At 65.0% G+C, this 23838-nt stretch carries 24 protein-coding genes; 7 read left to right on the top strand and 17 right to left on the bottom strand.

Going from position 1 to position 23838, the window contains the following annotated elements:
* Positions 1–4: 4 nt before the first annotated feature.
* The 4 genes from PV772_RS10255 to PV772_RS10240 all read right to left on the bottom strand — a co-directional run bounded on the left by PV772_RS10255 (position 5) and on the right by PV772_RS10240 (position 8160).
* Positions 5–3193, bottom strand: coding sequence for a type I restriction endonuclease subunit R (locus PV772_RS10255; RefSeq protein WP_347886074.1), 3189 nt, complete (start codon positions 3191–3193; stop codon positions 5–7).
* 76 nt (positions 3194–3269) lie between these two features.
* Positions 3270–4463: a restriction endonuclease subunit S gene (locus PV772_RS10250; protein ID WP_347886073.1), complete on the bottom strand. Its 1194-nt coding sequence runs from the start codon at positions 4461–4463 to the stop codon at positions 3270–3272.
* A gap of 5 nt (positions 4464–4468) precedes the next feature.
* Entirely contained in the window at positions 4469–6097 is a 1629-nt protein-coding gene (locus tag PV772_RS10245; protein ID WP_347886072.1) for a class I SAM-dependent DNA methyltransferase, read from the bottom strand.
* Positions 6097–8160: a hypothetical protein gene (locus tag PV772_RS10240; protein WP_347886071.1), complete on the bottom strand. Its 2064-nt coding sequence runs from the start codon at positions 8158–8160 to the stop codon at positions 6097–6099. The genes PV772_RS10245 and PV772_RS10240 overlap by 1 nt, the downstream gene beginning before the upstream one ends.
* Positions 8161–8400: 240 nt before the next feature.
* Between PV772_RS10240 and PV772_RS10235 the strand changes: the two genes are divergently transcribed.
* The 5 genes from PV772_RS10235 (at position 8401) to PV772_RS10215 (ending at position 11707) form a co-directional block, all read left to right on the top strand.
* Positions 8401–9075 (top strand): hypothetical protein, encoded by a 675-nt coding sequence (locus PV772_RS10235; protein WP_347886070.1) that lies wholly within the window; start codon positions 8401–8403, stop codon positions 9073–9075.
* Positions 9076–9116: 41 nt separating this feature from the next.
* Positions 9117–9779 (top strand): DUF4352 domain-containing protein, encoded by a 663-nt coding sequence (locus PV772_RS10230; RefSeq protein WP_141160262.1) that lies wholly within the window; start codon positions 9117–9119, stop codon positions 9777–9779.
* Between the two features lie 196 nt (positions 9780–9975).
* Positions 9976–11250: a hypothetical protein gene (locus tag PV772_RS10225; RefSeq protein ID WP_347886069.1), complete on the top strand. Its 1275-nt coding sequence runs from the start codon at positions 9976–9978 to the stop codon at positions 11248–11250.
* A complete protein-coding gene (locus PV772_RS10220) occupies positions 11247–11561 on the top strand; it encodes a hypothetical protein (protein ID WP_141160264.1) in 315 nt (104 codons plus the stop codon). The genes PV772_RS10225 and PV772_RS10220 overlap by 4 nt, the downstream gene beginning before the upstream one ends.
* Before the next feature lie 20 nt (positions 11562–11581).
* Positions 11582–11707, top strand: a complete 126-nt coding sequence (locus tag PV772_RS10215; protein WP_347886068.1) for a hypothetical protein — start codon at positions 11582–11584, stop codon at positions 11705–11707.
* Positions 11708–11878: 171 nt separating this feature from the next.
* On the opposite strand, the gene PV772_RS10210 is transcribed toward PV772_RS10215, so the two are convergent.
* Entirely contained in the window at positions 11879–13408 is a 1530-nt protein-coding gene (locus PV772_RS10210; protein ID WP_347886067.1) for a DUF222 domain-containing protein, read from the bottom strand.
* Positions 13409–13766: 358 nt separating this feature from the next.
* Here PV772_RS10210 and PV772_RS10205 point away from each other — a divergent pair, with 358 nt between their 5' ends.
* Positions 13767–14312, top strand: a complete 546-nt coding sequence (locus tag PV772_RS10205; RefSeq protein ID WP_347886066.1) for a hypothetical protein — start codon at positions 13767–13769, stop codon at positions 14310–14312.
* Between the two features lie 24 nt (positions 14313–14336).
* Here the strand turns inward: PV772_RS10205 and PV772_RS10200 are convergent, their stop codons facing one another.
* From PV772_RS10200 to PV772_RS10165, 8 genes are all read right to left on the bottom strand, one after another.
* The gene (locus PV772_RS10200; RefSeq protein ID WP_141160267.1) at positions 14337–14891 is read right to left on the bottom strand and encodes a DUF3090 domain-containing protein; all 555 of its coding nucleotides are present in this window, start codon (positions 14889–14891) and stop codon (positions 14337–14339) included.
* Between the two features lie 57 nt (positions 14892–14948).
* Positions 14949–15434 carry a hypothetical protein gene (locus tag PV772_RS10195; RefSeq protein WP_347886065.1) on the bottom strand — a complete coding sequence of 162 codons (486 nt, stop codon included), beginning with the start codon at positions 15432–15434 and terminating at the stop codon, positions 14949–14951.
* 42 nt (positions 15435–15476) lie between these two features.
* Positions 15477–15995, bottom strand: coding sequence for a DUF2087 domain-containing protein (locus PV772_RS10190; RefSeq protein WP_347886064.1), 519 nt, complete (start codon positions 15993–15995; stop codon positions 15477–15479).
* 247 nt (positions 15996–16242) lie between these two features.
* Positions 16243–17190 (bottom strand): alpha/beta hydrolase, encoded by a 948-nt coding sequence (locus tag PV772_RS10185; protein ID WP_347886063.1) that lies wholly within the window; start codon positions 17188–17190, stop codon positions 16243–16245.
* 23 nt (positions 17191–17213) lie between these two features.
* Positions 17214–18083: an HNH endonuclease gene (locus PV772_RS10180; protein ID WP_141160270.1), complete on the bottom strand. Its 870-nt coding sequence runs from the start codon at positions 18081–18083 to the stop codon at positions 17214–17216.
* 98 nt (positions 18084–18181) lie between these two features.
* Positions 18182–18376, bottom strand: a complete 195-nt coding sequence (locus PV772_RS10175) for a hypothetical protein (protein ID WP_141160271.1) — start codon at positions 18374–18376, stop codon at positions 18182–18184.
* The gene (locus tag PV772_RS10170; RefSeq protein WP_141160272.1) at positions 18373–18903 is read right to left on the bottom strand and encodes a hypothetical protein; all 531 of its coding nucleotides are present in this window, start codon (positions 18901–18903) and stop codon (positions 18373–18375) included. Before PV772_RS10170 ends, PV772_RS10175 begins: the two co-directional genes overlap by 4 nt.
* A 59-nt stretch (positions 18904–18962) precedes the next feature.
* On the bottom strand, positions 18963–19814 hold the full coding sequence (locus PV772_RS10165) for a universal stress protein (protein WP_246839672.1): 852 nt from the start codon (positions 19812–19814) through the stop codon (positions 18963–18965).
* 98 nt (positions 19815–19912) lie between these two features.
* On the opposite strand from PV772_RS10165, the gene PV772_RS10160 reads away from it, so the two are divergent.
* Positions 19913–21370: a DUF5129 domain-containing protein gene (locus PV772_RS10160; protein WP_141160274.1), complete on the top strand. Its 1458-nt coding sequence runs from the start codon at positions 19913–19915 to the stop codon at positions 21368–21370.
* Positions 21371–21431: 61 nt separating this feature from the next.
* On the opposite strand, the gene PV772_RS10155 is transcribed toward PV772_RS10160, so the two are convergent.
* The 4 genes from PV772_RS10155 to PV772_RS10140 form a co-directional block, all read right to left on the bottom strand.
* Positions 21432–21749, bottom strand: coding sequence for a DUF1508 domain-containing protein (locus tag PV772_RS10155; RefSeq protein WP_347886062.1), 318 nt, complete (start codon positions 21747–21749; stop codon positions 21432–21434).
* Between the two features lie 177 nt (positions 21750–21926).
* Positions 21927–22685, bottom strand: a complete 759-nt coding sequence (locus PV772_RS10150) for a DUF4386 family protein (RefSeq protein WP_347886061.1) — start codon at positions 22683–22685, stop codon at positions 21927–21929.
* Positions 22686–22717: 32 nt separating this feature from the next.
* Entirely contained in the window at positions 22718–23188 is a 471-nt protein-coding gene (locus tag PV772_RS10145; protein ID WP_347886060.1) for a GyrI-like domain-containing protein, read from the bottom strand.
* Positions 23189–23311: 123 nt separating this feature from the next.
* Positions 23312–23761: a flavodoxin family protein gene (locus tag PV772_RS10140; RefSeq protein WP_307356330.1), complete on the bottom strand. Its 450-nt coding sequence runs from the start codon at positions 23759–23761 to the stop codon at positions 23312–23314.
* Between the last annotated feature and the right edge of the window lie 77 nt (positions 23762–23838).

Below are 23838 nucleotides of genomic sequence, written 5' to 3'. Positions count from 1 at the left end.
GATGCTAGAGGCGAGCGTCAGCGAAGCGCGGAGCCATCGACTCCATCTGCTCCATAACCAGCTTGATAGCCTCGGGCTGCTTATCCGGCGGGTATCCAAATCGCACAAGGAGCCGCTTGATGGAGGAGCGAAGCTTCGCACGGACGTCGTCGCGCACTGTCCAGTCCGTCCGCACGTCGCGCCGCATCACCGATACGAGCTCCCGGGCAATGTCAGCCAGAACGCCTTCGCCCTGGACCTCCACCGCCGATTCGTTCTGCGCCACTGCGTCATAGAACGCCAGTTCGTCCGAGTTCAATGGGGGCGTGAACTGCTCACCGCGCTTACCTTCGGCAGCCACTTCGCGCGCCAGCTCCACCAGCTCGGCAATAACCTCGGCCGATGTCAGTTGCTGGTTCGTGTACTTCTTCATCAGTTCGGTGATTCGTTCCGAGAAAGCCCGCTGCCGGATCACGTTGTTCCGCGTGGAAGAGGCAGATTCGTCGGCAATCAGTTTCCGCAGCGCCTCGATGGCCAGCTGAGGGTTCCGAGCTTTTTGCGTCTTCGCAATGAACTCCGGCGTCAGGTCATCCAGCGACGGCTTGGGCATGCCGGCGGCGTCGTATATGTCCAGCACTTCACCCGAGGAGGTGGCGGAAGCAATCAGGTTCCCCAGGAGCCGCTGGATCTCCTCTGGCACTGGTTCGCCGCTGGCCTGCCGGTCGGCGGCGTCGTACTTCGCCATCCAGACTCGGATTTCCTCGTACACCTGGATCTCGGGACGCAGCTCGGCCAGAGTGTCCGAGCCGGAGCACAGCGCCCATGCACGGGACAGCTGGCCGGAGAACTTGCGGTACTTCGCGGCGAGTGACTCTTCACCATCGGAGGGCTGATTTCCAGGCGTAGCAGGATTCCGAAGATAACTAACAGCTCCGGTTATTGCGTTCAGGAAGGCCTTAGGCCCACCCTTCATCAGCACCGACTTCCAGTCATGGCCCGCCAACAAGGAGCGCAGAGCCTCCACCAGGGAAACTGTCAGGCCCACAGCCTCGTCGATGCTCTTGCCCACCGGCTTGTTCGCCTGGTCAGACTGCGTGTACTCACTCAGCGCCTTGGACAGGTTCTCAGCCAGGGGCGCGTACGCCACCAGCAAGCCGTCTTCCTTGCCACGGAACGTGCGGTTGACACGGGCCAGCGTCTGCATCAGCAGAGCGCCTTTGAGCGGCCGATCCAAGTACAGGGTGTGCAGCGGGGGAGAGTCATAGCCTGTGAGCATCATGTCCTTGACGATCACGAGCTCCAGCTCGTCGTTGACGTCCTTGAGTCGCTCCTTCACCTGGGCGTTCAACGAATCGCGGCGCACATGCTTGGATACCGGCGGCACGTCCGTCGCGTCGCCCGAGTAGACCACCTTGATCATGCCCTTGGACAGGTCGTCCGAATGCCACTCCGGTCTCAGCGCCACGATAGCCGAGTAGAGGTTCGCGCAGATCTCCCGCGTGCCGCCGACGATCATCGCCTTGCCTGGCGCCTCAATGAATTTGAGCATCCGTTCCCGTCGGTTTTCCCAGTGCGCCACCACGTCCTCAGCTAGGGCAGCGATACGTTGCGGTGCACCGTACACAGCATTGACGACGGCGACACTCGCCTCGATGCGCGCACGTTCCGTATCGTCGAGCCCCAGCGTCAGTTCATCCGCTGACTTGTCGAGATCCTCTTCCGTGACGCCTTCGGAGAGTCCCACCTTGATCAGACGCGGCTCGAAGTACACGGGTACGGTTGCGCCGTCCTCCACGGCCCGCGAGAGGTCGTAGATGTCGATGTAATCGCCGAAGACTTCCTGGGTGTTTCGGTCGTCAAAGGAGATCGGCGTTCCCGTGAAGGCGATGAGCGTGGCGTGGGGGAGTGCGTCGCGCAGGTGCCTGGCATACCCGTCCAGATCGTCGTAGTGAGAGCGGTGCGCCTCATCGACTACGACGATGATGTTGCGACGGTTGGACAGCAGCGGGTGGTCGGCGCCGGCTTCCTTTTCGGACTTGCTGCGGCCGAACTTCTGCAGGGTGGTGAAGTAGATCCCGCCCGTTGTCCGGTTGCTGAGCTCATCGCGCAGCTCGGACCGCTTCTTGATCTGCTTGGGCGACTCCGCGAGGAGCAGGCTGCGGTCGAAGCTTTCGAACAGCTGGCCGTCCAGTTCGTTCCTGTCGGTGATGACCACGACGGTGGGGTTCTTCAGCTTCGGCTGGCGGGCCACCATATTTGCGTACAGTTCCATCTCCATGGACTTCCCCGAACCCTGGGTGTGCCAGACAACACCGGCCTTGCCGTTGCTTTCGACTGCCTGGATGGTGCTGGCCACCGCTTTGGTCACCGCGTAGTACTGGTGCGGCTTGGCGATGCGCTTGGCCAAGCCGCCGGAGCCCTGGTCGAAGGCGGTGAAGTTGCGGACGAGCTGGAGGAAACGTTCCTGGTTGTAGAGGCCATCCAGTGCCGTGTCCAGGGCGGTGACCGCATCGCCGTCGAGCATGTAGCCCTGGGGGACGGGGACGCCGTCGTCGTCTACGTTCCAAGGTGAGAAGTGGTTGAAGGGGGTGAATGGCGTCCCGTATTTGGCCTGGATTCCGTCGGTGGCCAGCGTTAAGACGCAGAAGCGGAACGCCGTGGGGAATTCGCGAAGGTAGGTCTGGAGCTGGGCGTGGGCGCCGGGGAGGTCGGCGTGGGCGTTGCCGGCTTTCTTGAGTTCGATGATGCTGACGGGCATGCCGTTGCAGTACAGGACAATGTCGAAGCGCCGTTTGTAGTCGCCCTGCACCAGGGTGACTTGGTTGACGGCGAGCCAGTCGTTCTGGTCGGGTGACTGGCTGAGCAACCGGATGGTCGGGTTAGCTTCGTTGCCATCGGAGTCGATGTACGTGAGGCGGTAGCCGTCGACCAGGCCGTTGTGAATGCGGTGGTTCTCGGCCATCGCATCGTTCGACTTGGGCGAGGCTATTTCCGCCAAAGCCTGCTGCAAGTACTGCGCGGGGACGGCCGGGTTTAGGCGTTGGAGGGCGGCGAGGAGCCGGGGCCGGATCAAGAGCTCGGACCAGGACTCGCGTTCCCCGCTGCCCGGAGCGATGGCCTGGCCTTCCAGCGGCTTCCAGTCCAGCTCGCCGAGCCGTTCCTTCGCGACGCCCTCCCAGTCGGCTTCAGAAAAGGTTACTGCTGGTGCTGTCACGGTAATTCCCCCACAATCGATTTGTTGTTCAGCTTACTGAGGCTTTGGGGGAACCACCCCCAGGTGCCCGCCTCAACTACACGCTGGCGTTCTCCAGGACCTTCGCTGCGTCCTTGACTCGGAGCTTGCCCGACATAAGTTGCGGCAGGAGGGCCTCCCGGGTAGCGGAGAGGCCAATATTCTGGATGTCAGCGGAAGCGGCCACTTCCAGTAAGGGGGTGACCGCTGTCGAAAAGCCGGCCAACTCCTTGGACCCGGCAACGGGTACCATCAGCGAGTCAACATCTCGTTTGTTCACATGCTGTTGCGCCGCACCAGTAGCTTTCTTGAGTAGCTCAGGAATCTGCTTCCGAATGGCGAAGTAGAGCCAATCATTCAGTGCCCTGTCCTCCGACCAGATACCGACGAGGGACTGATTCCCGGAGGCCGCGATTTCCAGTCGGGAGACCTGCCCTAGTGTGGCGCCCGTGATCGCAATAACAGTAGTTCCTTCCGGCATCATTTTTGCTGCACTCCGCCGCAGGGCCTCTTCGGTGATGTAGGCGGAAGGTTGGGTAATCCGGTCTTCATTTGCCTTACCCGAGTTCAACCAAGGCACCGTGCCCCCCGTCCAAAAACTCTCGTTATCTCGGCTGGGAGTTCCGCCGAGGACTGTGGTAGCTACCTCGCCCAAGGCCTGCATGTAGCGTTCCGTCTGAAGAGCTTCTCGAAGGAAGAGGTTCTCGGCCAGCTCTATAGATGCAGACGCTAGCTTCGTGTTGGCGGCGATCTTGTCGTCGAGGGCGCCAAGCACCTCCGCAATCGCTCGTTGCTCATCCACGTTTTCATGGATAGTAAATCTGAGTTTGCCGAAGTCGCCCTTCTTGAAATGGGGGATCATGGAGCCCACATGCATGTTGTTGATCTTTGCCTGCACCGCCGGTGACTTGAGGGCATAGTACAAATATCGCGCTTGCACCAGTCGTTGGTCCGCCCGTAGCGCGACCATGTCCTGGGCAATGCAAAAAGGGACGGGGTCGGGAACTATTGCGACCCTCCCGGGTGATCCTTTACAGACAAAGATGATGTCATCCGGCCGCGGATGTCCTCGAAACCATGTCTTGACTGTTTCCTCATCTACGAAGCGTACGTTTTCGAAGACTGGGTACAGATGGTCACCCTTGATGCAGTTCGTTGCAATCAATGGCAGCCCACTGTCAGCAGTCGGGCATGTTCGCCCGCGGTTGTCGACGATCGCTTCAAGCAGGTCAGTGAACGAACGCTCGATCATGCCACTCACAGGACTCGCCCCAGTTGCTCGCGCACAGCAGCAGCCAGCCGTTCGGACTCGTCGAACTGCTCAAACAGTTCCTTCGACAACCTGGTGATCTTCTCCTCGATGGGCTCGCCGTCGTCCTCCACATCAGCTGCCCCTACATAACGGCCCGGCGTCAGCGCGTAGTCCGCTGTCTTGACCTCCGCGAGGGTAGCGGAATAGCAGAAGCCGGCCTCGTCGTCGTACGTCAGCCCGGCCTCAACCGCAGAGGCGGTGCCGCGCCAGGCGTGGTAGGTGTTGGCGATCTTGGCGATGTCCTCGTCGGACAGTGCACGCTCGGCGCGGTCCACCATGTAGCCCAGGTTCCGTGCATCGATGAAAAGTACCTGCCCGGTCCGGTCGACCGAGCCCCGCGGGCCGGCGGCCTTGTCCTTGGCGAAGAACCAGGTGCACACCGGGATGCCGGTGCTGCGGAACAGCTGGGTAGGCAGGGCCACCATGCAGGAGACGAGGTCGGCCTCCACCAGCTGGGCGCGGATCTCACCCTCGCCGCCGGAGTTGGAGGACATGGAGCCGTTGGCCATGACCACACCGGCGCTGCCGCCGGGGGCCAGCTTGGAGATGATGTGCTGGATCCAGGCGTAGTTGGCGTTGCTGGCCGGCGGGACGCCGTACTTCCAGCGCGGGTCCGACTCGGAGCGGGCCCAGTCCTTGATGTTGAACGGCGGGTTGGCCATGATGAAGTCTGCGCCGTTGGTCCCGGTCAGCTCCGGGTGCTGATCGCGGGCGAACGTGTCGCCCCAGCGCGAGGCGAGGTTGGCGTTCAGGCCGTGGATGGCCAGGTTCATCTTGGCCATCCGCCAGGTGCGCTCGTTGAGTTCCTGGCCGTAGACCGAGATGTCCGAGCCCTCCAGGTGGTGTGCGGCCAGGAACTTCTCCGCCTGGACGAACATGCCGCCGGAACCGCAGCAGGGGTCGTAAACGCGCCCGCGGTGCGGCTCGAGCACCTCCACCAAAACCCGGACCACGCCGGCAGGCGTGTAGAACTCGCCGCCGCGCTTGCCCTCGGCTTTGGCGAACTTTTCCAGGAAGTACTCGTACACCTCGCCCAGCAGGTCGCGGGCCTTGCTGGCGCCCTGGCCGGTGAACCGCGCCGAGTTGAATAGGTCCAGCAGCTCGCCCAGGCGGCGCTGGTCCACGTTGTCCCGGTTGTAGATCTTGGGAAGGGTGGCGGCGAGGCTCTTGTTGTCGGCCATGATGAGCTCCATTGCCTCATCGATCAGGAGCCCGATGGACTTCGGCGCGGCGCCGTCCACTGAGTCCAGGCCCTTTGCGTTCTCCGCCAGGTAGGTCCACCGCGCCCGGGGTGCCACCCAGAACACGCCGCGGCCGGTGTACTCGTCCACGTCGTCGATCAGCTGGGCGATCTGCTCCTCGTTGAGCCCTTCGGCTTCCAGCTCGGCCTGGATTTGTTCGCGACGTTCCTCGAACGCGTCCGACACGTACTTCAGGAACACCAGCCCCAGGATCACGTCCTTGTACTGTGAGGCATCCATCGAGCCGCGGAGCTTGTCCGCCGCCTTCCAGAGCGTGTCCTTGAGTTCCTTCATGGTGGACGGGGCAAGGTCCGTCTTCACTTTCGGGGGCATTATGCAGTTCCTTCTTCTGGCACGGCGTGGGTAGTAGGGTCTGTCAGGGTGAGGCTTCCGCCCGCTACGCCGTCCGTAATCAGGGTAGCGAGTTCTTCAAGCTGTTTGAGTCGTTCCCGGGCCCGGGCCTGCTCGTGTTGCAGCGTTTCCAGCGCTGTCGCGAGCGGCTGTCGCTGGCGGTCCTGGGTCCGGCGCAGCTGCCAGTTCCGCCAGGTCTTGTCGGCTGGCGGCCGTGAGTTGATGTCCCCAGCCACGACGTCCGGCACCAGGCCGCCGGGGTCACCGCGGTCTATCCGCAGGACCCGGGCAGGGAAGACGACGACGGCGCCTCCCTCCGCGTCGACCATCGCGGCGGGACGCGGGCTGGTACAGAAGACAACATCTCCCGGTTCGGTCAGGCGCCCGGTGGGGTACTTGGCGGCGAAGTCCAGCAGGGTGATGTACCGCGGCTTTGAGTTGTGCGGATCCATCAGTTCCTCGCGGCCAACGATCCTGCTCCCGGCCCGGCCGTTGAGGTCGGCCTCCTCAAGGCGGACACCCTTCACGTAGCTGAGGTTGCCGGTATTGATAAGCTCTTGGACCGTTGCGGGCAGGAGCGGACCGTCGACCGCCGCGGGCTGGACCGTCGGCAGTGCAGGCGGCTCGGCCGCTCCGGCGGAGAGGACCCTGACGAGTTCCTCGATCCGAAGCGCCGTCTCGATGCCGCGCGCCGCCGTCGAACTCCTGGCCGGTGGGACACTCACCAGTGCCCCGCGCCTGGCCAGCAGGACGCGGGTCTGCACTAGCCGCGCAAACCGGAAGGAGTGGGCGCGGATGGTGGCCCTGTCACCCATGGAGGCGACAATGTCGCTGATCAGGTCTTGGCTCACATCGAGGGTCAGCGCGGTGGTGGTCAGATCGGCGACCATGGTCCAGCGGTCCGCGATGGGAACGTTGGCAAACGACGGCCCCAGGACCCACAGCGCCTGCGGTTCCCTGGGCTTGGCTCGCAACAGTCCCGGCTGCAGCCGGACGATGGCCCGAACGCGGCCCGAGCGCAGCAGACCGGAGCGGAGTTTCCCTGCCTCCCCGGTCAGTGCGTCACAGAGTACCCGGGCGGGAGCAATGATGACGGCCCGTTGGGAGTCGTCCATCTGCAGCACGATGTTCTCAATGCCGAGCAGGACGCCTGCCGTATCCACCGCAGGACTTCCCGGTACAGGATACTGCGCCACGTGCACCGCGGGACCGCTGACCGCGAACGCGCCGTTGGAGTCGAGCTTCACCGGCGCGTTGTCTGTGCCATGCACTGCCAGGCGCCTGCGGGCAAGCCGCGACGCCCCGCCGTCGTGGTCAGCTGCCAGGAAGGTGACCGGCGTTGTTTCCCCGCTCTGCTGCGCAATGCTAAGCATGACGTCGCTCCCGCCCGGGGTCGAGTCCACGTAGACGGGTCTGCCGTCCAGCGTGGCTGCGAGTTCCGTGGCTGCTGCGCCGACGAGCTTGAGGGCGGCGTCCGTGAGTGCGGTGTCCGACTGGTCGCGGAGGCCTTCCTTGAACCGGTGTGCCAGCAGTTTTTCGAAAGCTGCGGGGGCACTGAACGCGCTGTCCGCCAGTCTGTCCGCGAAACTGGCCAGACCCGGAAGGGCTGAGCCAAGCGCCTTGAGCTCGGAATAGAGGAAGACGTCGTCGGGGTCCGATTCGTCGGCGGCGTCCAGAATCTGGGCTGCACTCATGTGGCCAAGGCTCTGTCCGCTGATGACCTTGAGCGTGAGCAGCGAGGTGAGGCCATCAAACGTCTGCCGCCCGTCCCGGGCCGCTGCCGATACGGGGTCGGCCAGGCGGGCAAAAACGGCGACGTCGTTCCTCGCCTCGGGGTTGTTTCCGCGCCCGGTGGCGTGGAGCCACGCGGTGATTTCGCCGGCGTCGAACAGTTCGGCGCCGTTGACTTGTTCCGCGGCCCCGGGAAACGGCAGTGCGCCCCCGCTGCTTCGCTTGCGCCACATGGAGACAACCGGGCGCTGCACTCGTGCCAGGGCGGCGACGTCGGACAGCGTCATGCGCAATGCCGTGCCGGTTGCTTCCATTTAGAGCCCCCATCAGTCGTGATTGTTCCATCAGCCTAACGGCGTCCCCAGACAACACTCCTTCTCGACTGATAAGGGGGGTTATCAGCATCTTCTCTAAGAGGTTTTGTGGGAGGGACATACGTTCGATCTGCAGCCACGAAGGAATCTTCCGGAGCTGCGGCGGCGGCGGGAAACCGCACATTGGGGGAGCAGGATCCCGCCGCCGTTTAGCGGTCATCCACGAACGAAGGAAGAGACATGAGCACCGATCACCCCGGCCCGGTTTCCGGGTCGCCAGAGACGTCCATTGAGGAAGTCTTTACGGATCCCGCAAGCCGCCAGGCTGCTCCGGCAGCGAAGCCCCGACGGAAGAAGCGCGTCCTTGTGGCGGGCGCCGCCGTCGTACTTGTTGCCTGCGGCGTTGCTGTCGGAACGGTGCTGCCGGACCCGACTGCGAGCCCGGCATACAAGTCCCTCGCGGGCGAAAAGTCCACCGTTGAAACTGAGCGCGACGCAGCGCTTTCCAGCTACGCCTCCCTTAAGGGTAAGTACGACACCCTGCAGAGCGGCATCACCGGACGTGAGTCCACCGTCGCGGCCCGTGAAGCCGAAGTGTCCAAAGCCGATGCTGCCGTGAAGGCTGCCGAGGCCGCCGTCAAGAAACGCGAGGACGCCGTAACCGGCGCCGAGAAGACCAAGGCCGCCAACACCGTTGGCGACGGCACCTGGACCGTGGGCTCCGACATCGAACCCGGAACGTACCGCGCCGCGGCCGCCGTCGGATCCACCTGCTACTGGGGCATCTACCAGTCCGGCACCAACGGCAGCAAGATCATCGAAAACGACATCCCCGGCGGCGGACGGCCAGTCGTCACCCTGTCCCCGGGCCAGGATTTCAACTCAACCCGCTGTGGCAAATGGGAAAAGCAGTAACAACCGCAGCATCACCGCGCACGCTCTCGAAAGGCATCACCATGACTGACCAGAACTTTGCATTTCCGACCCAGCCGGCAGTTCCGGCACCCGCCAAGCGCCCGTTCTACAACAAGAAGCGCTTCGTTGTCCCTGCAGGTGTGCTTTTGGTGGGCATTCTCCTGGGTTCCTGCTCTGGCGGCAGCAATCCGGCGGCGGAGTCCAGCCCGATCGCCTCCACTTCAGCGTCTGCCGAAGCATCCGTGCCGGTTGCCGCTGCGCCTGCCGCCCCGGCGGCGGCAGCCCCGCCGTCGTCCGCTCCGGCTGCTCCCGCGGCACCTACTGTCGGCGTCCCGTTTTCCGTGAAGATGCGCAACGGCAACGTCGCCAGGATCACTGTCGTGTCCGCCGTACGCACCGACTCTGTCACCACCGGTGCGTTCGCTACACCGCCCAAGAACGGCACCTACCTGCTCCTGGATGTGCTCTGGGAAACGGAATCCGGCAAGACGAGCTCCAACCCGCTCTACTTCTCGGCAAAGGATGCCAACGGGCGTAAGGCAGACATGAGCATGTTCGCCGATAACCAGCTGGGCTCAGGCGAGGTTCTGCCTGGCGACAAGGCGCGGGGCAACGTTGCCTTCGATATTGCGCCGGGAACCGCCACCGTCATGATTTCCGATCCGTTGCTGCAGGAGGCCGCACGGATCCAAATTCCGGGATAAGCTCACTTCCGCCCGTGCGATCTGACCGGCGGAGGTCCGCGCAGCGTGGCGAGCAAGATCCTGCCGCGTCATGCGGGACACTGATGACGGCGCGGCGGGGGAGCCCTGGGCTCCTCTGCCCGCGAACCGAATTGCAGCGTTTATAGAAAGGCTCAGGGTTGAGCCTGTGGTTTAGAGGGGGACAACGTAAACGTAAATGACCGAAAGCGAAGCTGTCACGCTGGAGACCCAGTTGGATGATGAAGACGCCAACGCAGACATCGCGAAGGCGGTCAGTGCGCGTCACTCAATCGCACGCAAGTACGTCATGCGAATTCGTCGCCGGCGTCCAGACGCGACACCCGCGGAAGTGATCAGGTTGCTCGAACGTCACTACAGCACGTCGATCACAGCCGCAGGGGCTGCTATCACTGCGGGGTCGATCGCGGCTGAAGTGGGAATCTCGTTTATCCCGGGTGGCAGCGTCGCGGCAACCGGTCTGAAGACGGCTGGGAAACAGGCCGCTAAGAAGACGGTGCAGGTAACCGCCAAGGAAGCGGCTAAGGTGGCCGCGAAGAACATGGCCATGGGCGCGGCGAAAAGCGGCGCCAACCGGATCGCGGCACTGCTCCCGGCAGGGGATCAGCAGCTCCAGTTCGAGCTAACGGCAATTTTTGGGCTTGCCCTGGCCGACATCCACGGGAAGGCCCTGGACCAGGACCAGGCCCATGCTTTGGTCTACGGGCTAACCAACGACCGGGTGAGCCAGGAACAAATAGCCACCATGGCCAAGGACGTGGCGGAGACTTCTCCCGACGGCGTGGTGGGCGTTGGCCAAAAATTCGCGGCCGCCAGCGGCGACTGGTCCCACTGGGCAACGACCCTGGCGGATACGTTGCCCAGCGGGGCCGCCCAAAGCCTCGTCCGGACCATCCAAACGGGCCAACTGGACACCGTGCGGGAAACCTTGAACGGGAAACATCAGACGGCGATCGAATATGGCGTGGGTGCGCTGACAGGCGGCGTGAGCCGTTTCGTGTTTGGCAGGGACGTCGTGGAGTCCGCACGAAAAGCATTCCCCGAGGCTCCGGCAGAGTTCCCGGCTCATCTTGCCTTGCAGATTGAGTTGTCCGACGCCGAGGACCAGGAGTCCGAACCCAACCGGGCGCTTGCAGCTTTGGAAGATGCCGCGAAGTCCACGGGAAGCTGGATCACTGGGACGGCCAGCACAGTTGGAGAAGGGGTGGCAACCGGTGCCTCTGTCGTAGGATCCGGGGTCGCGAGTGCAGCGTCTGCGGTGTCCCGCCCCTTCCGTGCCGTGGACGTCGACGGCGACGGCATCCCGGATGAGCCGCAGGCGCTTACCGCGGTGAAAGGCCTTGGGGGTGCCCTGGCTGGAGCCACCGGTGCTGCGGGCGGAAAAGTCGCCGGTTTGTTCAAGTCCCGGAAGCGGGACACGGCTGATGCGCCGGAGAAGGCGCCTGAGGAATGAACTCAGAGCCCTACAGAGGAGAACTGGCGGCGGCTATGGAGGCTGGCTTTATAAAGAACCCCAACACGGGTGAGCACTGCCACAGCCTTGCCGACGCCTACATGGCTTCCCTGGCCCAGAGCTCTGCACCTGAGGACGTAGAGGGGCGCCGGGAGTATGACGGGCTCGTTGCATGGTCCTTGGAGAAGAGCAACGCTTCGCCGGGAGACGTCGTGAGGACGTTCAACTACATTCGGGTTAAAGCCGTTCGCGTGGCCATGAAAGTCGCCCAGAGGCGCGGTGACGTCGGTCCGCACGAGGACCTCTACTGAGCCCCAGGGCCTCAAGAAGTATGCGCTCTGAAGATGCGTTTGGCATACAGGCGACTGCCTTGCGGCTCAACCGGCGGCTGCGTGCGCCGCAAACCTTCATTGAACTGCACGTGATCGCCCTCGTGGAAGCCATCGCCTCGGCCTGATGGGGCCGTGCCGTGTTGAAAGTTCTTCCAACTGGACCTGCAACTCACACTGCTGCTCTCTCCGGACGCCGGCGGCACGGCCTGTTTTGTAACAGCCGGCTTCAATGGACCCCGCACGTTCTGTGCGGGGTCCATTGTGCTTCCCGGGACGAATCTACAGAACACCACCGCTCACCGCGCCGCGAGGTACTCGGCCAGGCATTCTTCTGCGTGGGACCTTGGCAGGCGGAAGTAGTCCACTGTGCCTTTGTCCGGCATCATTGCGTCGCGGCCTGGTTGAGTCAGGATGCCAGCGCGCACCTGCAGTGGCGGAGGCAACTCTGGCGGTTCCCAGTCCTGGTGCTCGCTCCTGTATTTGCGTCCTGAGGGAGAAACCCAGCCGGGCGGCTCATTCTTCGATGCAGCCGTTGGACGCCACCTGCTGACGTGCCGCAACCGGTGGTGCTTTGGACATGGTTGGCCAAGGTTGCTGATGCCGGTGGTCCCGCCTTGGTGCCAGGCGAGCAGGTGATCGGCTTCGTTGTCCAGGGAATTGTTGTTGCACCCAGGGAAGGGGCACTTGCCGTCCCGCAAGCGCAGCCACCTTCGCATGGCCTTCCCGGGGCGGTAGCTGGTGCGTCCGATTTCCAGCGGCGCGCCGTCGCGGGGGTCCACGAGCACCCGGTAGAACGAAGCGGCTCCATTAGCTACGAGGTCCCGTGCCGTGGAAGCCGGGATAGGGCCATAGCCGTCAAGCATGGCGGGTTCGTCGGTGGCTCCGAGGAGGGAAAACACGGGGACGGTGACCAGCACTTCCGCGCGGGGAACCGGCACATCGGCGAGTCCCTTCGGTGGGGCCCCGGCCTCGTTCACTCCGGCCCCGTTCCGGCCGCAGCAACCGGTGCAGCCGGTGCCCCCGCGAAGCGCAGTGGCAGCGAATAGATCCGCCCGGAGTTGGGTGAGTGTGCGTTCCTCGTTGGGTCCCTGGAGCCCTCGGGCGATGGCAGTGTAGCGGTTCCAGATGGCCATGGCCTGGTCGGCCGGCAGGCTCGCGGACAATCGCGCCATGCCGTCCTGCTCCGGAGAGAACTCTAGGCACCTGTCTTCGATGCCCTTTGCATGCCGTTTTTCGATGCTCTCCGGGTGGTGACGTTCGCGCCAGACGCGGGCCTTGTGCCGGAATCGGTACGCCGGCATCTCCCCGGCGGGGCACCCGCGGGCGGCGTTCGGCGCATCCGGGTCGAGGAAGTGGGCTTCCAATGCGGTCGCGGCCTTCGAGCTGAGGGTGGCGGTTTCGTCCACCATGACGCGGGCGTGCTGCCACGACATGGTTCCCTCCGTGAGCGCTTCCAAGGTCCGGGGCAGAGAGGTGGTGAGAGCGTAAGACTGTGCCAGAAGTGCACCGGCGGCGCGGTCACCGATGGCGAGAATGCAGCCCACCTCCGCGGCGACGGCCATTTCCTGCGCCTGCACCGGCATGTCTGGGGGAGCCATACACCGCGCTGACTCCGCGAACGCAGCCGCAGCCGCGGCTTTCAGCGCCGCTACACGGGCTTCGGTGCGGGCCACTCCGGCGAGGATGTCCAGGCATTCATCGGCGACGGCGGCCAAGGGATCGCTCTGTGCGAGCGGTCCGTTTGCGGCTCTGGCTACCTCGCCACGGAGCACGGACAAGGCAGCCTCGATCGCCTCAAACGCCCGTGCTGCCGTGCCGCTTCCCATGTACTCATCATGAAGGGAGGGTCTGACATTTCGGGCGGGTGGTGGACGGGGCACGACTTTTTGCCGCAAATCCTTGTCACGCCTGTGTTGGGACGAACTGCGGCGGCTGCAGCCAAGGCGGTGTGGGCCGGCGGCGGTTTGGGGGGCTGCATCCGGTCTCGGGATGCTCCAGCCGCCGGCCCTGTCCAACTCCAGACCCTGCCCCAGCGGCCGGATCCTGGCCCCAACGATAGGACCCGTTGCTGAACGGCAACCCACGATGGGCGCAAGGTTCGCTCAAGAGTGGGCGCGTCATCACTTAGACGTTCCAAACGATGCGGCCGTAGCTGCGGGAAAATCCTGCCCCTAGTATGGCGCCATGAGGAAGTGGGGCGAGATGCATCCCGCGCTCCGGGCCGTCCTGGTTGGCGCAATAGCCTGCGCTGTCATCCTGGCGGCCAGCCTTATCGCCGGGCAAAGCCTCGACGACGCCGCGGCCAACGCCATCTTTTACGCGATGATGATCGGGGGCGTCGTCTTCTTCATGACGAAGCGGTTCCAGACGGCCGCGGAGAGACTCGATGAACACGGCGACTTGGTTGTCTTCCTGCGGTTCCCGCAATCATCGCCGGGCTCCTTGAACAGCGTCTGGCGGATGGGAATCGCTGTCCCCGGCGCAGAGAGGATCGAATTCCAGCCCATCGTCGACGACACGTTGACCCCCAGTGGCCGCGGGAGGACTCTCACTGGAGTTGGGGTTGTGGACGTTCCGGTGCGGAAAGCGAACCGCCACGACAATCAACAGGACGTGCCGCTGGACTTCCGGATCATCACCCTGGGCTCAGACGGCGGCGTCATTGAAATCGCAGGCGGACCGGCTACCCTCCAGAAACTCGAGCATGCCATCGAGTCCGAATCCTCGTAGTCTTTGGCCGGCAGGCCGCCTGGATTAAAGTTCTGGCGGGGTGCAGACGTGCCCCTCGGGGTCCATCGGGTATCCACATAGCGGACAGAGCGGACGGCCCGCGCCCACAACCTCACGCGTGCGCTTGGTGAACGCGCGGGCGGTGCCCACCGGCATCCGCACCAACAGCATTTCGGGGGCCTCGACGCCGTCCTGGTCCAATGCTTCATCGTCCGGATCAGCATCTGCTTCAGTGAGGGGATAAGCCTCAATCACCACCTGAGCCGTCGCCGGGTCCCAACCCAGGCCCATGGCGCCAGTCCGGAATTGCTCCTCGACGGCTTCCAGCGGATCGTTGTCAACCAGTTCGACGGGCGTGCCGGTGGGAACGCTGAACGGGTTGCCGTCCAGGGTGATGAGCTGATCGAGTATTTCATCGATCTTCTCCGCAAGCAGGGCCGATTGCTGCTTCTCCATGGCGATGCTCACCAGCTGCGCCCCGGCGCGTACCTGCAGGTAGAACGTGCGCGCACCAGGAGCTCCGACGGTGCCGATGACGACCCGATCCGGCCAGGTGAACTCGTGAACAAGTGTAGGCATGTCAGAATTCTAGGCGAGATCCCATCGGCGGCGCGGCCTGTCATGCCGCAGGAGAGTTCACGGAGCGCGAAAGTGAGCCAGCACCAGCCCGATGGGTATGCTGACGGCGATCACCAGCAACAGGGCCCGGTATCCCCAGGGAACCCAACCAGACATCGCGCTGCACCCGTGAACAGTCCGGAACATCAATGCCAGCGAAACAACCAGCAGCGCTCCGCCGGCATCCACAACCCACGGGTTACCAACCAGCGTCCCGCCAATGACTGCCGCGGACGCGCCGTTCCACGCCACCAATTCCGCAATGACTCTCCACCCCACAAAGCGTTGCGCCGCCAGGAAGTACTGGGCGATGCCCAACGTTCCCTGGGCTACTCCTCCGACGAGCACCAGATAGGCAGCGGCCCACGATCCGTGCTCAAGGTGCAGCGGCCCGGTAACTGCCGCGACCAACCCGCCTGCCACAACACATATGAGTGCCACCGCGCCGAAAGCGATGGCCCCCTTCCGACTGCCTGCAGGCCTCAAGCCCGGCGTCTCGCCCATGCTGTCCAAGCTACTGCACGCCATCACACGGCGGGCAGTTGGTTATTCCGGCAAAGAATACGAAGAGCCCGTGGCCGTGCGCTGCAGCAGGCCGAAGTCGATCATGTAGCGGCGAAGCAGGACGACGTCGTCGGTATAGCTGAGCAGCCGATCATTGATTTGCCTCTCCGTGAGCTTCTCGCCGGGTTCGATGATCTCATTGGCGATCCTTGCCAGCAGGGCCCGCCGCTCGGCCACATTGGCGGGGTATCGCTCGATCCGCCCCAGACGCATGAATCTGTCCAGCCCAGTCTGCGGCTGCCGGCGCGGCTGCTGGGCGAGCAGGTCCCGGAATATGGAGTCCTGCGCCACCAACCCACCCGACGCCTGACGTCCCACGAGCCCGGACTCAAGCAGGGCCGCCAGGGCCCGCTGCCTCCGCTGCGGCTTCACATCGGGCAGCAGGTCGGCGTGAGCGGCTCCCAGTACGATCTGCGCGTACGCAATCCTCGCGTCCGTGTTGCCAAGCGTTGCCAGCACCCGCCGCCAATGCGGACCGTTCATTCCTGCTCGTCCGGCCACGTCGGTGTCCTCCCTCTGCCGCTGGCCCCCACCCTGGCGTTGGAGCGTGCCGGAAGATCGTAGCCCTGGAGGCCCGGTGTCTGGAAGTGGGTGCGGTGGATCTCCTACGGTGCCTGCCGGCGTCGTAAGTTCAACGGCACGCAGGGGGAGGGTGCTGGCCGGGGGTGACCAGTCGGGGCTGCAACGGAACTTCGACGCCCTGCGGCGCCTTGTTGACCAGGCACGACGGCGGCGGGCTGCCTGGGTGCTAAGCGTCCCCGTCCCTGGCGTACAGGGCCAGGAGGTCGCGGCTGAACTCGTGCGGGGATGTTTCGCACGGACTGTGCCCGCCCCGGTACACCCCGATGCGGGCCCGGATTGCCTGGGCGAACAGCCGGTGCAACTGGAGCGGCCACAGGTCATGTTCGCCCACGGCCACGAATTTGGGCAGCGGCGCCTCTGCCAGTTCCGCCCGAAGGTCCGGGACGTTCTGCATCAGGGTGTAGATATCGCGGACGGAGGCGCGGCGGGTGAAACGGAACCGGTAGTTGACGAACCGCTGCCGTCCCGGCGGCACATGTGCCACCCGGCCGCTCCGGATGCCCCAAATCAGGAGGGCTGCACCAGCCCGCCCGTTCACCCATGTGCTGAACCGGCCAATACGGCTCACGCCCCGGAAGGTCTGGCCGGGTTCCGGCGGGCAGCCCAGGAACGTGATGGACCGGAACAGTTCGGGCCGCTGCACGTAGGCGAGCTGGGCGATAATGCCCGCGAAGGAATAGGCCACCACGTGGGCCGGGGTAGCTGTGGTTTCCAGGACTGCCAGGAAATCGTCCACAAATAGCTGGTAGTCGTAGTGCTGTCGGGGTGGCACCAGGTTCTCGGGGCCGGCGCCGCCCGACTGGTACTGGCCCGCCAGATCGTACGTCAGGGCGTAGTAGCCGGCCTCGGCGAGGTCAGGCATCATCAGCGAGAAATCCTCTTTCGACCCGGTGGCGCCGGGCACCAGCACCACGCTGGGATCATCCGGCTTGCCCAAGGCCATGGCGGCCAGCTTCCCACTGGGAACATCGATGGTGAACCGGACGGCGCCTGGTGGTGGAACAGACCAATCGACGTCGCCCAATCCGGCATCCAGCAGGGCGGCCGCATCAACCTGGGCAGAACGGAATTCCTCGGGGTCTACCCCGTATTCCTTCCGGCCCGGCTCCGCCATGGTCCCAAGATAGTCCAGCAGCCCTACATCCGGCCGCCATCGAGGATCCGCCGCGCATCTTCCTGCGCCTGGAGGGCCACCTCCGTGACCACCTCACCTTTTAGGTGGCCGGCCGCGGACATAATGCTTCGGAGTTCACCCGCGGTCAGCGGCGGGGTCGCGGTGTGTGCCATGGCATGGCAGTTGTGGCAGAGCGGGACAAGGTCCGCAATGGGGTCAAGCTGATAAGCGCCGTCGAGGATCTCCGGGGGCACTACATGGTGGACGTCGATTGCTCCCACCCCTGCCACGCCGTAGGCGGACTCGAACGAGAAGCCGCACGCGGCGCACTGCGTGCCGTGGAACGCAATGCACGCCCGGCGCCCGTCGGGGTCGCGCTCGTACCGGTTCACGCGGACGGTGCGGAGGGTCTCCGGAGGAAAGGTTCCGCCCGCCACCTCGAGGGGATCCGCCGTGGACGGCGCGTGGGCGCGCCAAAGCCGGCGCAGTACAGGGACGGACGACGGCGGCAGGGTCACCAGGGACGGTCCGTCCGCCCTCGACGCAAGGTCGTCGGTGAGTGCCTCGCCCAGGAGTCCGGGCCGTACCTGCTCGCCAAGCGGAAGAAGGGAATCCCAGGCCACCCAGAAGAACCAGTGAGCGGGTCCGGGATCAGTGGGGGCCGCAATTCGGTACGGCTGGGACGTCACGAACCCGTGGCCGATCAAGCCACTGGAAGCCTCAGTGCTGCCCTCTACGAGGAGCCACGCCTCGCTGCCGGGATCAACGCCGGGATGACTGTCAGTGCGCCAGCGGTCAAGGAATATCCCGGATCCGGCCACTTGTTCGACGACGGCACGGTAGTTCCAGCGGCGCAGGACCTCTGCGTCACATCTCAGGATTACCGCGGCCACTGGTCACCAGGTCCGTACTCGCTTCGCGGCTGTCCATCGGACAGCTGACCACCAAAACCCGCCACGCGTCGTCGACCCCCAACTGTCAGCAAGGCGCGCTAGATCGGTTCCTTGGCCAGCGCTTTGGTCTTTGCCGGCGTCTCGCGTCCCAGCCGTTCATCCAGCGTGACGCGCAGCCGCGCGGCGGCAACCTGGACGCGGTGCTCGGCCGGGGTGGTCTTCTTTTGGGCGGGTTTGGCAGCGCTGTTCCGCGGAGCGTGGACGTACCGGTGCTCAGGCGACGTTGCACTCATGGTCCAACCTCCTTGCTGCTGTCTTCATCCGTTGTTCCATTCTCGCCTAAGTTGTGGCGGTCGTCCACGAAGGCCGCCTCCTGCCCGGAACCGGGCTCGGGCGAGGCATCGTCCCCGTTCTCGTCGCCGGACACGCTCTTCCAGGCGATGTCGAACAGCTCGAGTTCCTCCGTGCGCGCCAATTCGCTTCTGGCCAGGACTTCCAGCGTCGCCAGCCCCAGCGCCTTGGTGCCTTCATCCGGATCCAGGGCCCGGTCCAGCGCCCACTGGGTCCGGCGCCACCACTCCGCCCGGCTGTCTGCCTCGGTCTTTTGCTGCAGCGCGTTGGCGTCAGCCTCGCGTTTCTGGTCGAGCGCTGTCTTGTCCGCAGCGGTGCGCTGCTTGAGCGTGCGCCAGTTGATGTAAAAGGCCAGCAGGGCAGCTGTGAGAACCGCGAGAGGCCCCAAACCGGCAAGGATGACCCACCAGTCCGCCGGTCCGGAATGAACCACAACGTCCAGCGGCCCGGGGGAGGGAACAGGGGTCACGTGACCAGCTTAGGCGGAGCCCCGGCAGGCAACCGGCCCGACACCCGGAGTACCCTGCGTCATCCGGCCCGCCGTGAGACAAGGACGGGTCCGCGGGCGTGATGCAATACTGCGTGGGCCGTTGAACCGATGGTTGCCCTGAGCACTCCGCGGCCCTGCGTGCCGACAACAATCATCCGGGCCGATTCAGCGGCTCTGAGGAGCGCGTGCGGGACCGAGCTGTCCGTCATCAATTCGGTCTCCACCCGGACCGCGGGCACCACAGCCGCTGCACGGTTCAAGGCCGACGCCAGGACGGCCTGGGCGCCGGCCGCCGCGTCCTGTCCTTCCAGCAGCCGGTAGCCCGCAGGCTGGTGCCGGACATGGACCACTTTGAGGGGCGCGTGCCACACAGCTGCCAGCGCACACGCGTCATCCAGCGCGGCAGGGGAACCCGAGTCATCGACGGCGGCGACGACGGGTCCGGCCGGGTGGTGTTCCTCCCGGATCACGGCGACAGGGCAGGCGGCAGTGGCTGCCAGTTCAAGGCTCGCCGAGCCGACCAGGAGGCCAAGGAAGCCGCCCAAGCCGCGGCTGCCCACCACCAGCATGCGTTCGCCCGCGGATATTTCGGCCAGCAGCTGCGCCGGCAATCCGTGAAGCAGCGTGCTCCTGACCTGAAGCCCGGGTACTTCCGCGGTGGCAACCGCCACGCCGTCTTCGAGGATGGACCGGGCGGACTGTTCCAGGCCACTGCCTGACACACCGGGAACCGGACCGAGGTGCCGGGTCAGGAGTGGCCACAGCGAACAGTGCACAACATGCAGGGCGCAACCGATGGCGTGCGCGTGGCGCGCCGCCCAGCGGACGGCGGCCGCAGCCTCCTCCGAACCGTCAAAACCGGCCACAATGGACCCTGCATCCTGCGCCACGGCACTGCGCTCCTGACCAACACGATCTTCACAGGACCTTAGCCCTTTGGCGGCCCTGCTCCCTGGTTTCATCCTGATTCTAAACAGTGGGGAGGAACATGGGCAGCATCATGCGCCGGATAGCCGTGGTGGTGCTTGCCCTCGCCGCCCTGCTGGTCGGCGCCGCGGCCCCCGGCACCGCGGTGGCGCCTGTGGCCGTCATCGTGGCGGACACCGCAGGGGTGCTTGACCAGAACACGCTGGTGCCCGCCGTCGAACGCATCCAGTTCTATGAGCCCACCCGTGTTGCTGTCTTCACCTACAACGGCACCCCGGCGGACAACCTCAACGAACAAGTCCTGAAATTCGCGCGGTCCACGCACCCGGAGTGGATCAGCCCGGACGGCCAAAAATGGGCCGACGGACTGTTCATTTTCGCCCTTGACCCCGTGGGCCGGCACGTGGGGACGTACATGGGCGAGGACCGGAAAGTGTCCCTCGAGCAGCGCAGCGACATCCAGGATGCGTCCAAGGAACTGTCCCGCGACGCCCAGTGGACCGACGGCACAGTTGCCGGAATCCGCCGCGGGGCAGAGCTCATCAACCAGCCCTGGTACCGCTCGACGGCGTTCCTGGTCACGACCTGGGTTCTCGCCGGAACCGCGGCCCTGGGTGCAGCCGCTTGGCTGATTGTGCGTGCCGTGACCAGGAGCGGATGCCGAAAACAGATTGAACGCGGGGACCGCAGCTACTCCAACGTCAGCATGGACCTGGAGGTTACGGAACTGAATGCCGGCACCATCCCGGAATCATCCCGCTACGGAAGCCAGGTCCTTGAGAAACACAGGACGTTCCTCAGCAAATATGCCGCAGCGACGGAGCTGTCCAACCAGGTGCACGCACTGGGTAAGCGGGCGTTGAGCAGCAGGAAGAACCTCAAGCTGGCCCGCCGGTTCGCCGACAGTGCCGCAGAGCTGGACGCCCTGGACGACGTCATCTCGGACAGCAATGCCCTGCTGAACCGTGCCGATACCTGGCCTACGGCCTGGGACCGGCAGCTTGCTCCCTTCCGCAAAGACCTCGCCGGGCTGGAGCAGCTCCTGGCCAAACGCCACGGGCAGGGGGACTCGGCCACTGCCACGGCGCTCCGGTCCTTCCGTGACGAAAGCCTGCGGGACATTGAGCGCTGGACGGCCGGACTGGCCGAGCGGCGGATCACGCCGGAGGAGGCCCTGGACCGGCTGTACAGCGCCCGTTCCCGGCTCTCGGAGCTGCTGGAGAACCATGCCGAAACCGTGATCCAGGGCTTCGCCCGGACAGACCGCGAAGCACGGCTGATGCGGGAACAGATGGAAACGGCCCACGGCGGCACGGACCACCGCAGGCAGCGGACGTACGAACCGAGCATCCTCGGCACGGTGTACCCGTCCTACACGTTCTTCTCCGTGGCCACCTTCAACTCCGGCTTCAATACGGGGGTCAGCAGCGTCAATTCAGCCAGGGGTGGTGGTGGCACCACGGGATACGGCAGCAGCGGCGGCAGCTTCTCCGGATCCGGCAGTTCCTCAAGCTTCTAGCGCAGCGGGCAGGCACGCCGTCGCGGACAAAGCAGTGGGGCCCGTCGTTGGACGTGCCCCACTACCTGAATGCGTTGCCCGAAATGCGGGTTCCGTGCCGGCCGGACTCAGGCGGCCCCGAGGTTATTGAGCCTCCGCGGCGCACGGTGCACGGCATAGCGGGGGTGCTGCGGGGAGGCGCGGACAACACCGGGACGCGGCGTACCACGTCCTGGATCAGGCCCGTGCCCGCGCACTCGCGGACCTCCTCGATGGCAGCGGCGGCCGCCTGCTTGTCGGCGAATTGTCCGGAAACCGCCAGCACGTGTCCATCGGGCATCACAAGCCGGAACCGAATCTGTGAATCATCATCGACAAACAGTTCGAACGTACCTGCCATAAGCCGTGTCCTCCTCAAAATCATGCCCCGTGGATGGGACTGCACGCCGTGCCCGCTTCCGGCACGGCCACCAAAAGGGCGCGACTCCAGCGTTGCGCACCTTCCCGACCCAACCACCATCTCAAAGGGCCCGTACCGGCTTTAGGGACCAAGGTCCTTGATCAGGGGCGCCGGAGGTCAGGCGCGCCCGAGCCGCAGGGAAGCAGAGCGCGACATGCGGATCAGCGCAATGCCCGTGGCGACGAACCATATCCACAGCAAAATTCCGTAACCCCAGTAGAAGCTGGGGGCCGCGTGGCGCAGGACCTCACTGACCACCCCCAGGGCCCCGGTGGCGATGCCGACCCAGGCCAGGGAGCGGGGGAAAATTGCCTGTCCGGCCCTGAGCATCGCCAGGCCCATCAGCAGGATCCCGAGGGCGGAGAGCACGCCAACGATTGCCGGGGTGTTGTTCTCCGCGATGATGGCTTCAGCTGCGGTAGCGTAAATCCGCCGTTCGTCCTCCGACCCGGCAGCCATGAAGCGGTCGCTGAGGTAGACCAGGTTCAGGGAGCCCCGGCTGCTGACCGGTACCGCCAGCAGCAGCGCCCAGGGCAGTGCACCAAAGATCAGCGCTATCAGGGGCAGGCTTCTCCGCACCGTCGACAACGCCACGAAAAGGGCCGTGAACACCAGCACCGGCAAGACATTTGGCAGGATCCACAGGATCTGCTCCGCAACATAGCCGGCCTTGTTCGAGGCGATGAACCCAAGTGTCGCGGCCCCGCCGTGCACAGGGGGAGGCGCCATGAAGTCGAGCACCAGGGCGGCGATCAACAGGAACACGAAAAGGATCGACGACGCCCCTGCCACGAGGTAGAGGAGCGCCCAGCCGTGCTGGTCCCCGGCGCCGGCAACGGCAGTCCCAGGCTGGGGGCCCGGGCGGTGACTGGCCATGGTGCCCTCCTCGGGACGGGCCTGCCGAAGCTTCAGGCGAGTGGCCAGACCACCCTGGTCTGCCAGGTGGCTGGATCAGGCTGCTGTTCAGGATCGGTCAGGTAGTACTCCCACATGGAGTCCGCCGGGGTGGCTCCGTCCGCTTCCATGCTCTGCCGGATGGCGTCATACGTGGCAGCCAGCGTGTCGTAGGGACCGGTGTGGATGGCTTCGAAGGCATCTGCGTCCGGGAGTACCGCGCTGGCCACCTCGCCGGTGCCGTGGAAGTTCCCGGCGACAGGAAACCCGGCTTCGACGTCCACCGTTTCGCCCGGCATTCCGTGGTAGCGCGCAAACGGCGGACCCGCCGGACTGGCGCCCTGCACCTGGACCGCGGACATCACCGCACCGAAGGCCCGGCTGAAGAAACTGGTGAGCGCGTCCATGGGAACCCGCTCGCGGACCACTGCCACGGGCTGTTCGGTGATGTGGATCTTTTGCGGCTGCGGGCCTGGTTCAGTCATGGCACCAGCCTCGCGGTCCATGCCCCGGCACGACAGGGCCTTAGGACTCTAAAGGCCGTGGGTGGTCCAGTGCGCCGTCGAAGAACCGCTCCACCGTTAGCGGGTTCACGCCTTCGGCCCCGGCTACGCATGGCCCTGCAACGAGGCCGCCAGGTCTGCCGCCCATGCTGCGGCCCGCTCCACCTCACGTTCCAGGAGCGGACCTTCGCTGCCCTTGACATAGAAGGCCATGGGCCCGGAGACGATGGTGGCACCGGCCTCCGCCAGGGATTTGGTCATTTTCTTGGCGGCGTCGCCGTGGATGAACAGTCTCACCCGCGTATCGAATGCGGCGGCGTGGACACCGTTCAGTCCGCGGCGGGCGAGGTTGGCCAAGGATTCAGCAATGCGGGCAGTAGGTTTCCAGCCATTGATGGGGCTCCCGACGACGAGCAGGTCGCCCGGGCAGAGGGTGGCTGGATCGAAACCGTCAACCGGAACGGCGGAGGCACCCAGTCCCAGCGCGGACGCTATGGATTCGGCGACTGTGCGGGTGTTCCCATAGGCGGTGTCGTAAAGGACGACGGCGTTCATGGTGGGCTCCGGAGTGGGGGGTGATGGTGGCCCCTTAACATTCGCCCCGAACCGGATGTTGGGGCAGGGCCAAAGGT

Origin of the sequence: Pseudarthrobacter sp. CC12 (genome assembly GCF_039907755.1) — a bacterium.
GTDB classification, from domain to species: domain Bacteria; phylum Actinomycetota; class Actinomycetes; order Actinomycetales; family Micrococcaceae; genus Arthrobacter; species Arthrobacter niigatensis.
Note: the sequence above shows the minus strand (reverse complement) of the source record. Positions and strands in the feature narration are given on the sequence as shown.

What these genes read in the sequence shown, in the direction of transcription:
- PV772_RS10245 (WP_347886072.1), bottom strand. Translation starts at nt 6,097, where the DNA reads ATGCCCCCGAAAGTGAAGACGGACCTTGCCCCGTCCACCATGAAGGAA.
- PV772_RS10160 (WP_141160274.1), top strand. Translation starts at nt 19,913, where the DNA reads ATGGGCAGCATCATGCGCCGGATAGCCGTGGTGGTGCTTGCCCTCGCC.
- PV772_RS10240 (WP_347886071.1), bottom strand. Translation starts at nt 8,160, where the DNA reads ATGGAAGCAACCGGCACGGCATTGCGCATGACGCTGTCCGACGTCGCC.
- PV772_RS10220 (WP_141160264.1), top strand. Translation starts at nt 11,247, where the DNA reads ATGAACTCAGAGCCCTACAGAGGAGAACTGGCGGCGGCTATGGAGGCT.
- PV772_RS10150 (WP_347886061.1), bottom strand. Translation starts at nt 22,685, where the DNA reads ATGGCCAGTCACCGCCCGGGCCCCCAGCCTGGGACTGCCGTTGCCGGC.
- PV772_RS10175 (WP_141160271.1), bottom strand. Translation starts at nt 18,376, where the DNA reads ATGAGTGCAACGTCGCCTGAGCACCGGTACGTCCACGCTCCGCGGAAC.
- PV772_RS10235 (WP_347886070.1), top strand. Translation starts at nt 8,401, where the DNA reads ATGAGCACCGATCACCCCGGCCCGGTTTCCGGGTCGCCAGAGACGTCC.
- PV772_RS10195 (WP_347886065.1), bottom strand. Translation starts at nt 15,434, where the DNA reads ATGGGCGAGACGCCGGGCTTGAGGCCTGCAGGCAGTCGGAAGGGGGCC.
- PV772_RS10185 (WP_347886063.1), bottom strand. Translation starts at nt 17,190, where the DNA reads ATGGCGGAGCCGGGCCGGAAGGAATACGGGGTAGACCCCGAGGAATTC.
- PV772_RS10230 (WP_141160262.1), top strand. Translation starts at nt 9,117, where the DNA reads ATGACTGACCAGAACTTTGCATTTCCGACCCAGCCGGCAGTTCCGGCA.
- PV772_RS10155 (WP_347886062.1), bottom strand. Translation starts at nt 21,749, where the DNA reads ATGGCAGGTACGTTCGAACTGTTTGTCGATGATGATTCACAGATTCGG.
- PV772_RS10140 (WP_307356330.1), bottom strand. Translation starts at nt 23,761, where the DNA reads ATGAACGCCGTCGTCCTTTACGACACCGCCTATGGGAACACCCGCACA.
- PV772_RS10250 (WP_347886073.1), bottom strand. Translation starts at nt 4,463, where the DNA reads ATGATCGAGCGTTCGTTCACTGACCTGCTTGAAGCGATCGTCGACAAC.
- PV772_RS10200 (WP_141160267.1), bottom strand. Translation starts at nt 14,891, where the DNA reads ATGCCTACACTTGTTCACGAGTTCACCTGGCCGGATCGGGTCGTCATC.
- PV772_RS10215 (WP_347886068.1), top strand. Translation starts at nt 11,582, where the DNA reads ATGCGCTCTGAAGATGCGTTTGGCATACAGGCGACTGCCTTGCGGCTC.
- PV772_RS10225 (WP_347886069.1), top strand. Translation starts at nt 9,976, where the DNA reads ATGACCGAAAGCGAAGCTGTCACGCTGGAGACCCAGTTGGATGATGAA.
- PV772_RS10145 (WP_347886060.1), bottom strand. Translation starts at nt 23,188, where the DNA reads ATGACTGAACCAGGCCCGCAGCCGCAAAAGATCCACATCACCGAACAG.
- PV772_RS10205 (WP_347886066.1), top strand. Translation starts at nt 13,767, where the DNA reads ATGAGGAAGTGGGGCGAGATGCATCCCGCGCTCCGGGCCGTCCTGGTT.
- PV772_RS10210 (WP_347886067.1), bottom strand. Translation starts at nt 13,408, where the DNA reads ATGGGAAGCGGCACGGCAGCACGGGCGTTTGAGGCGATCGAGGCTGCC.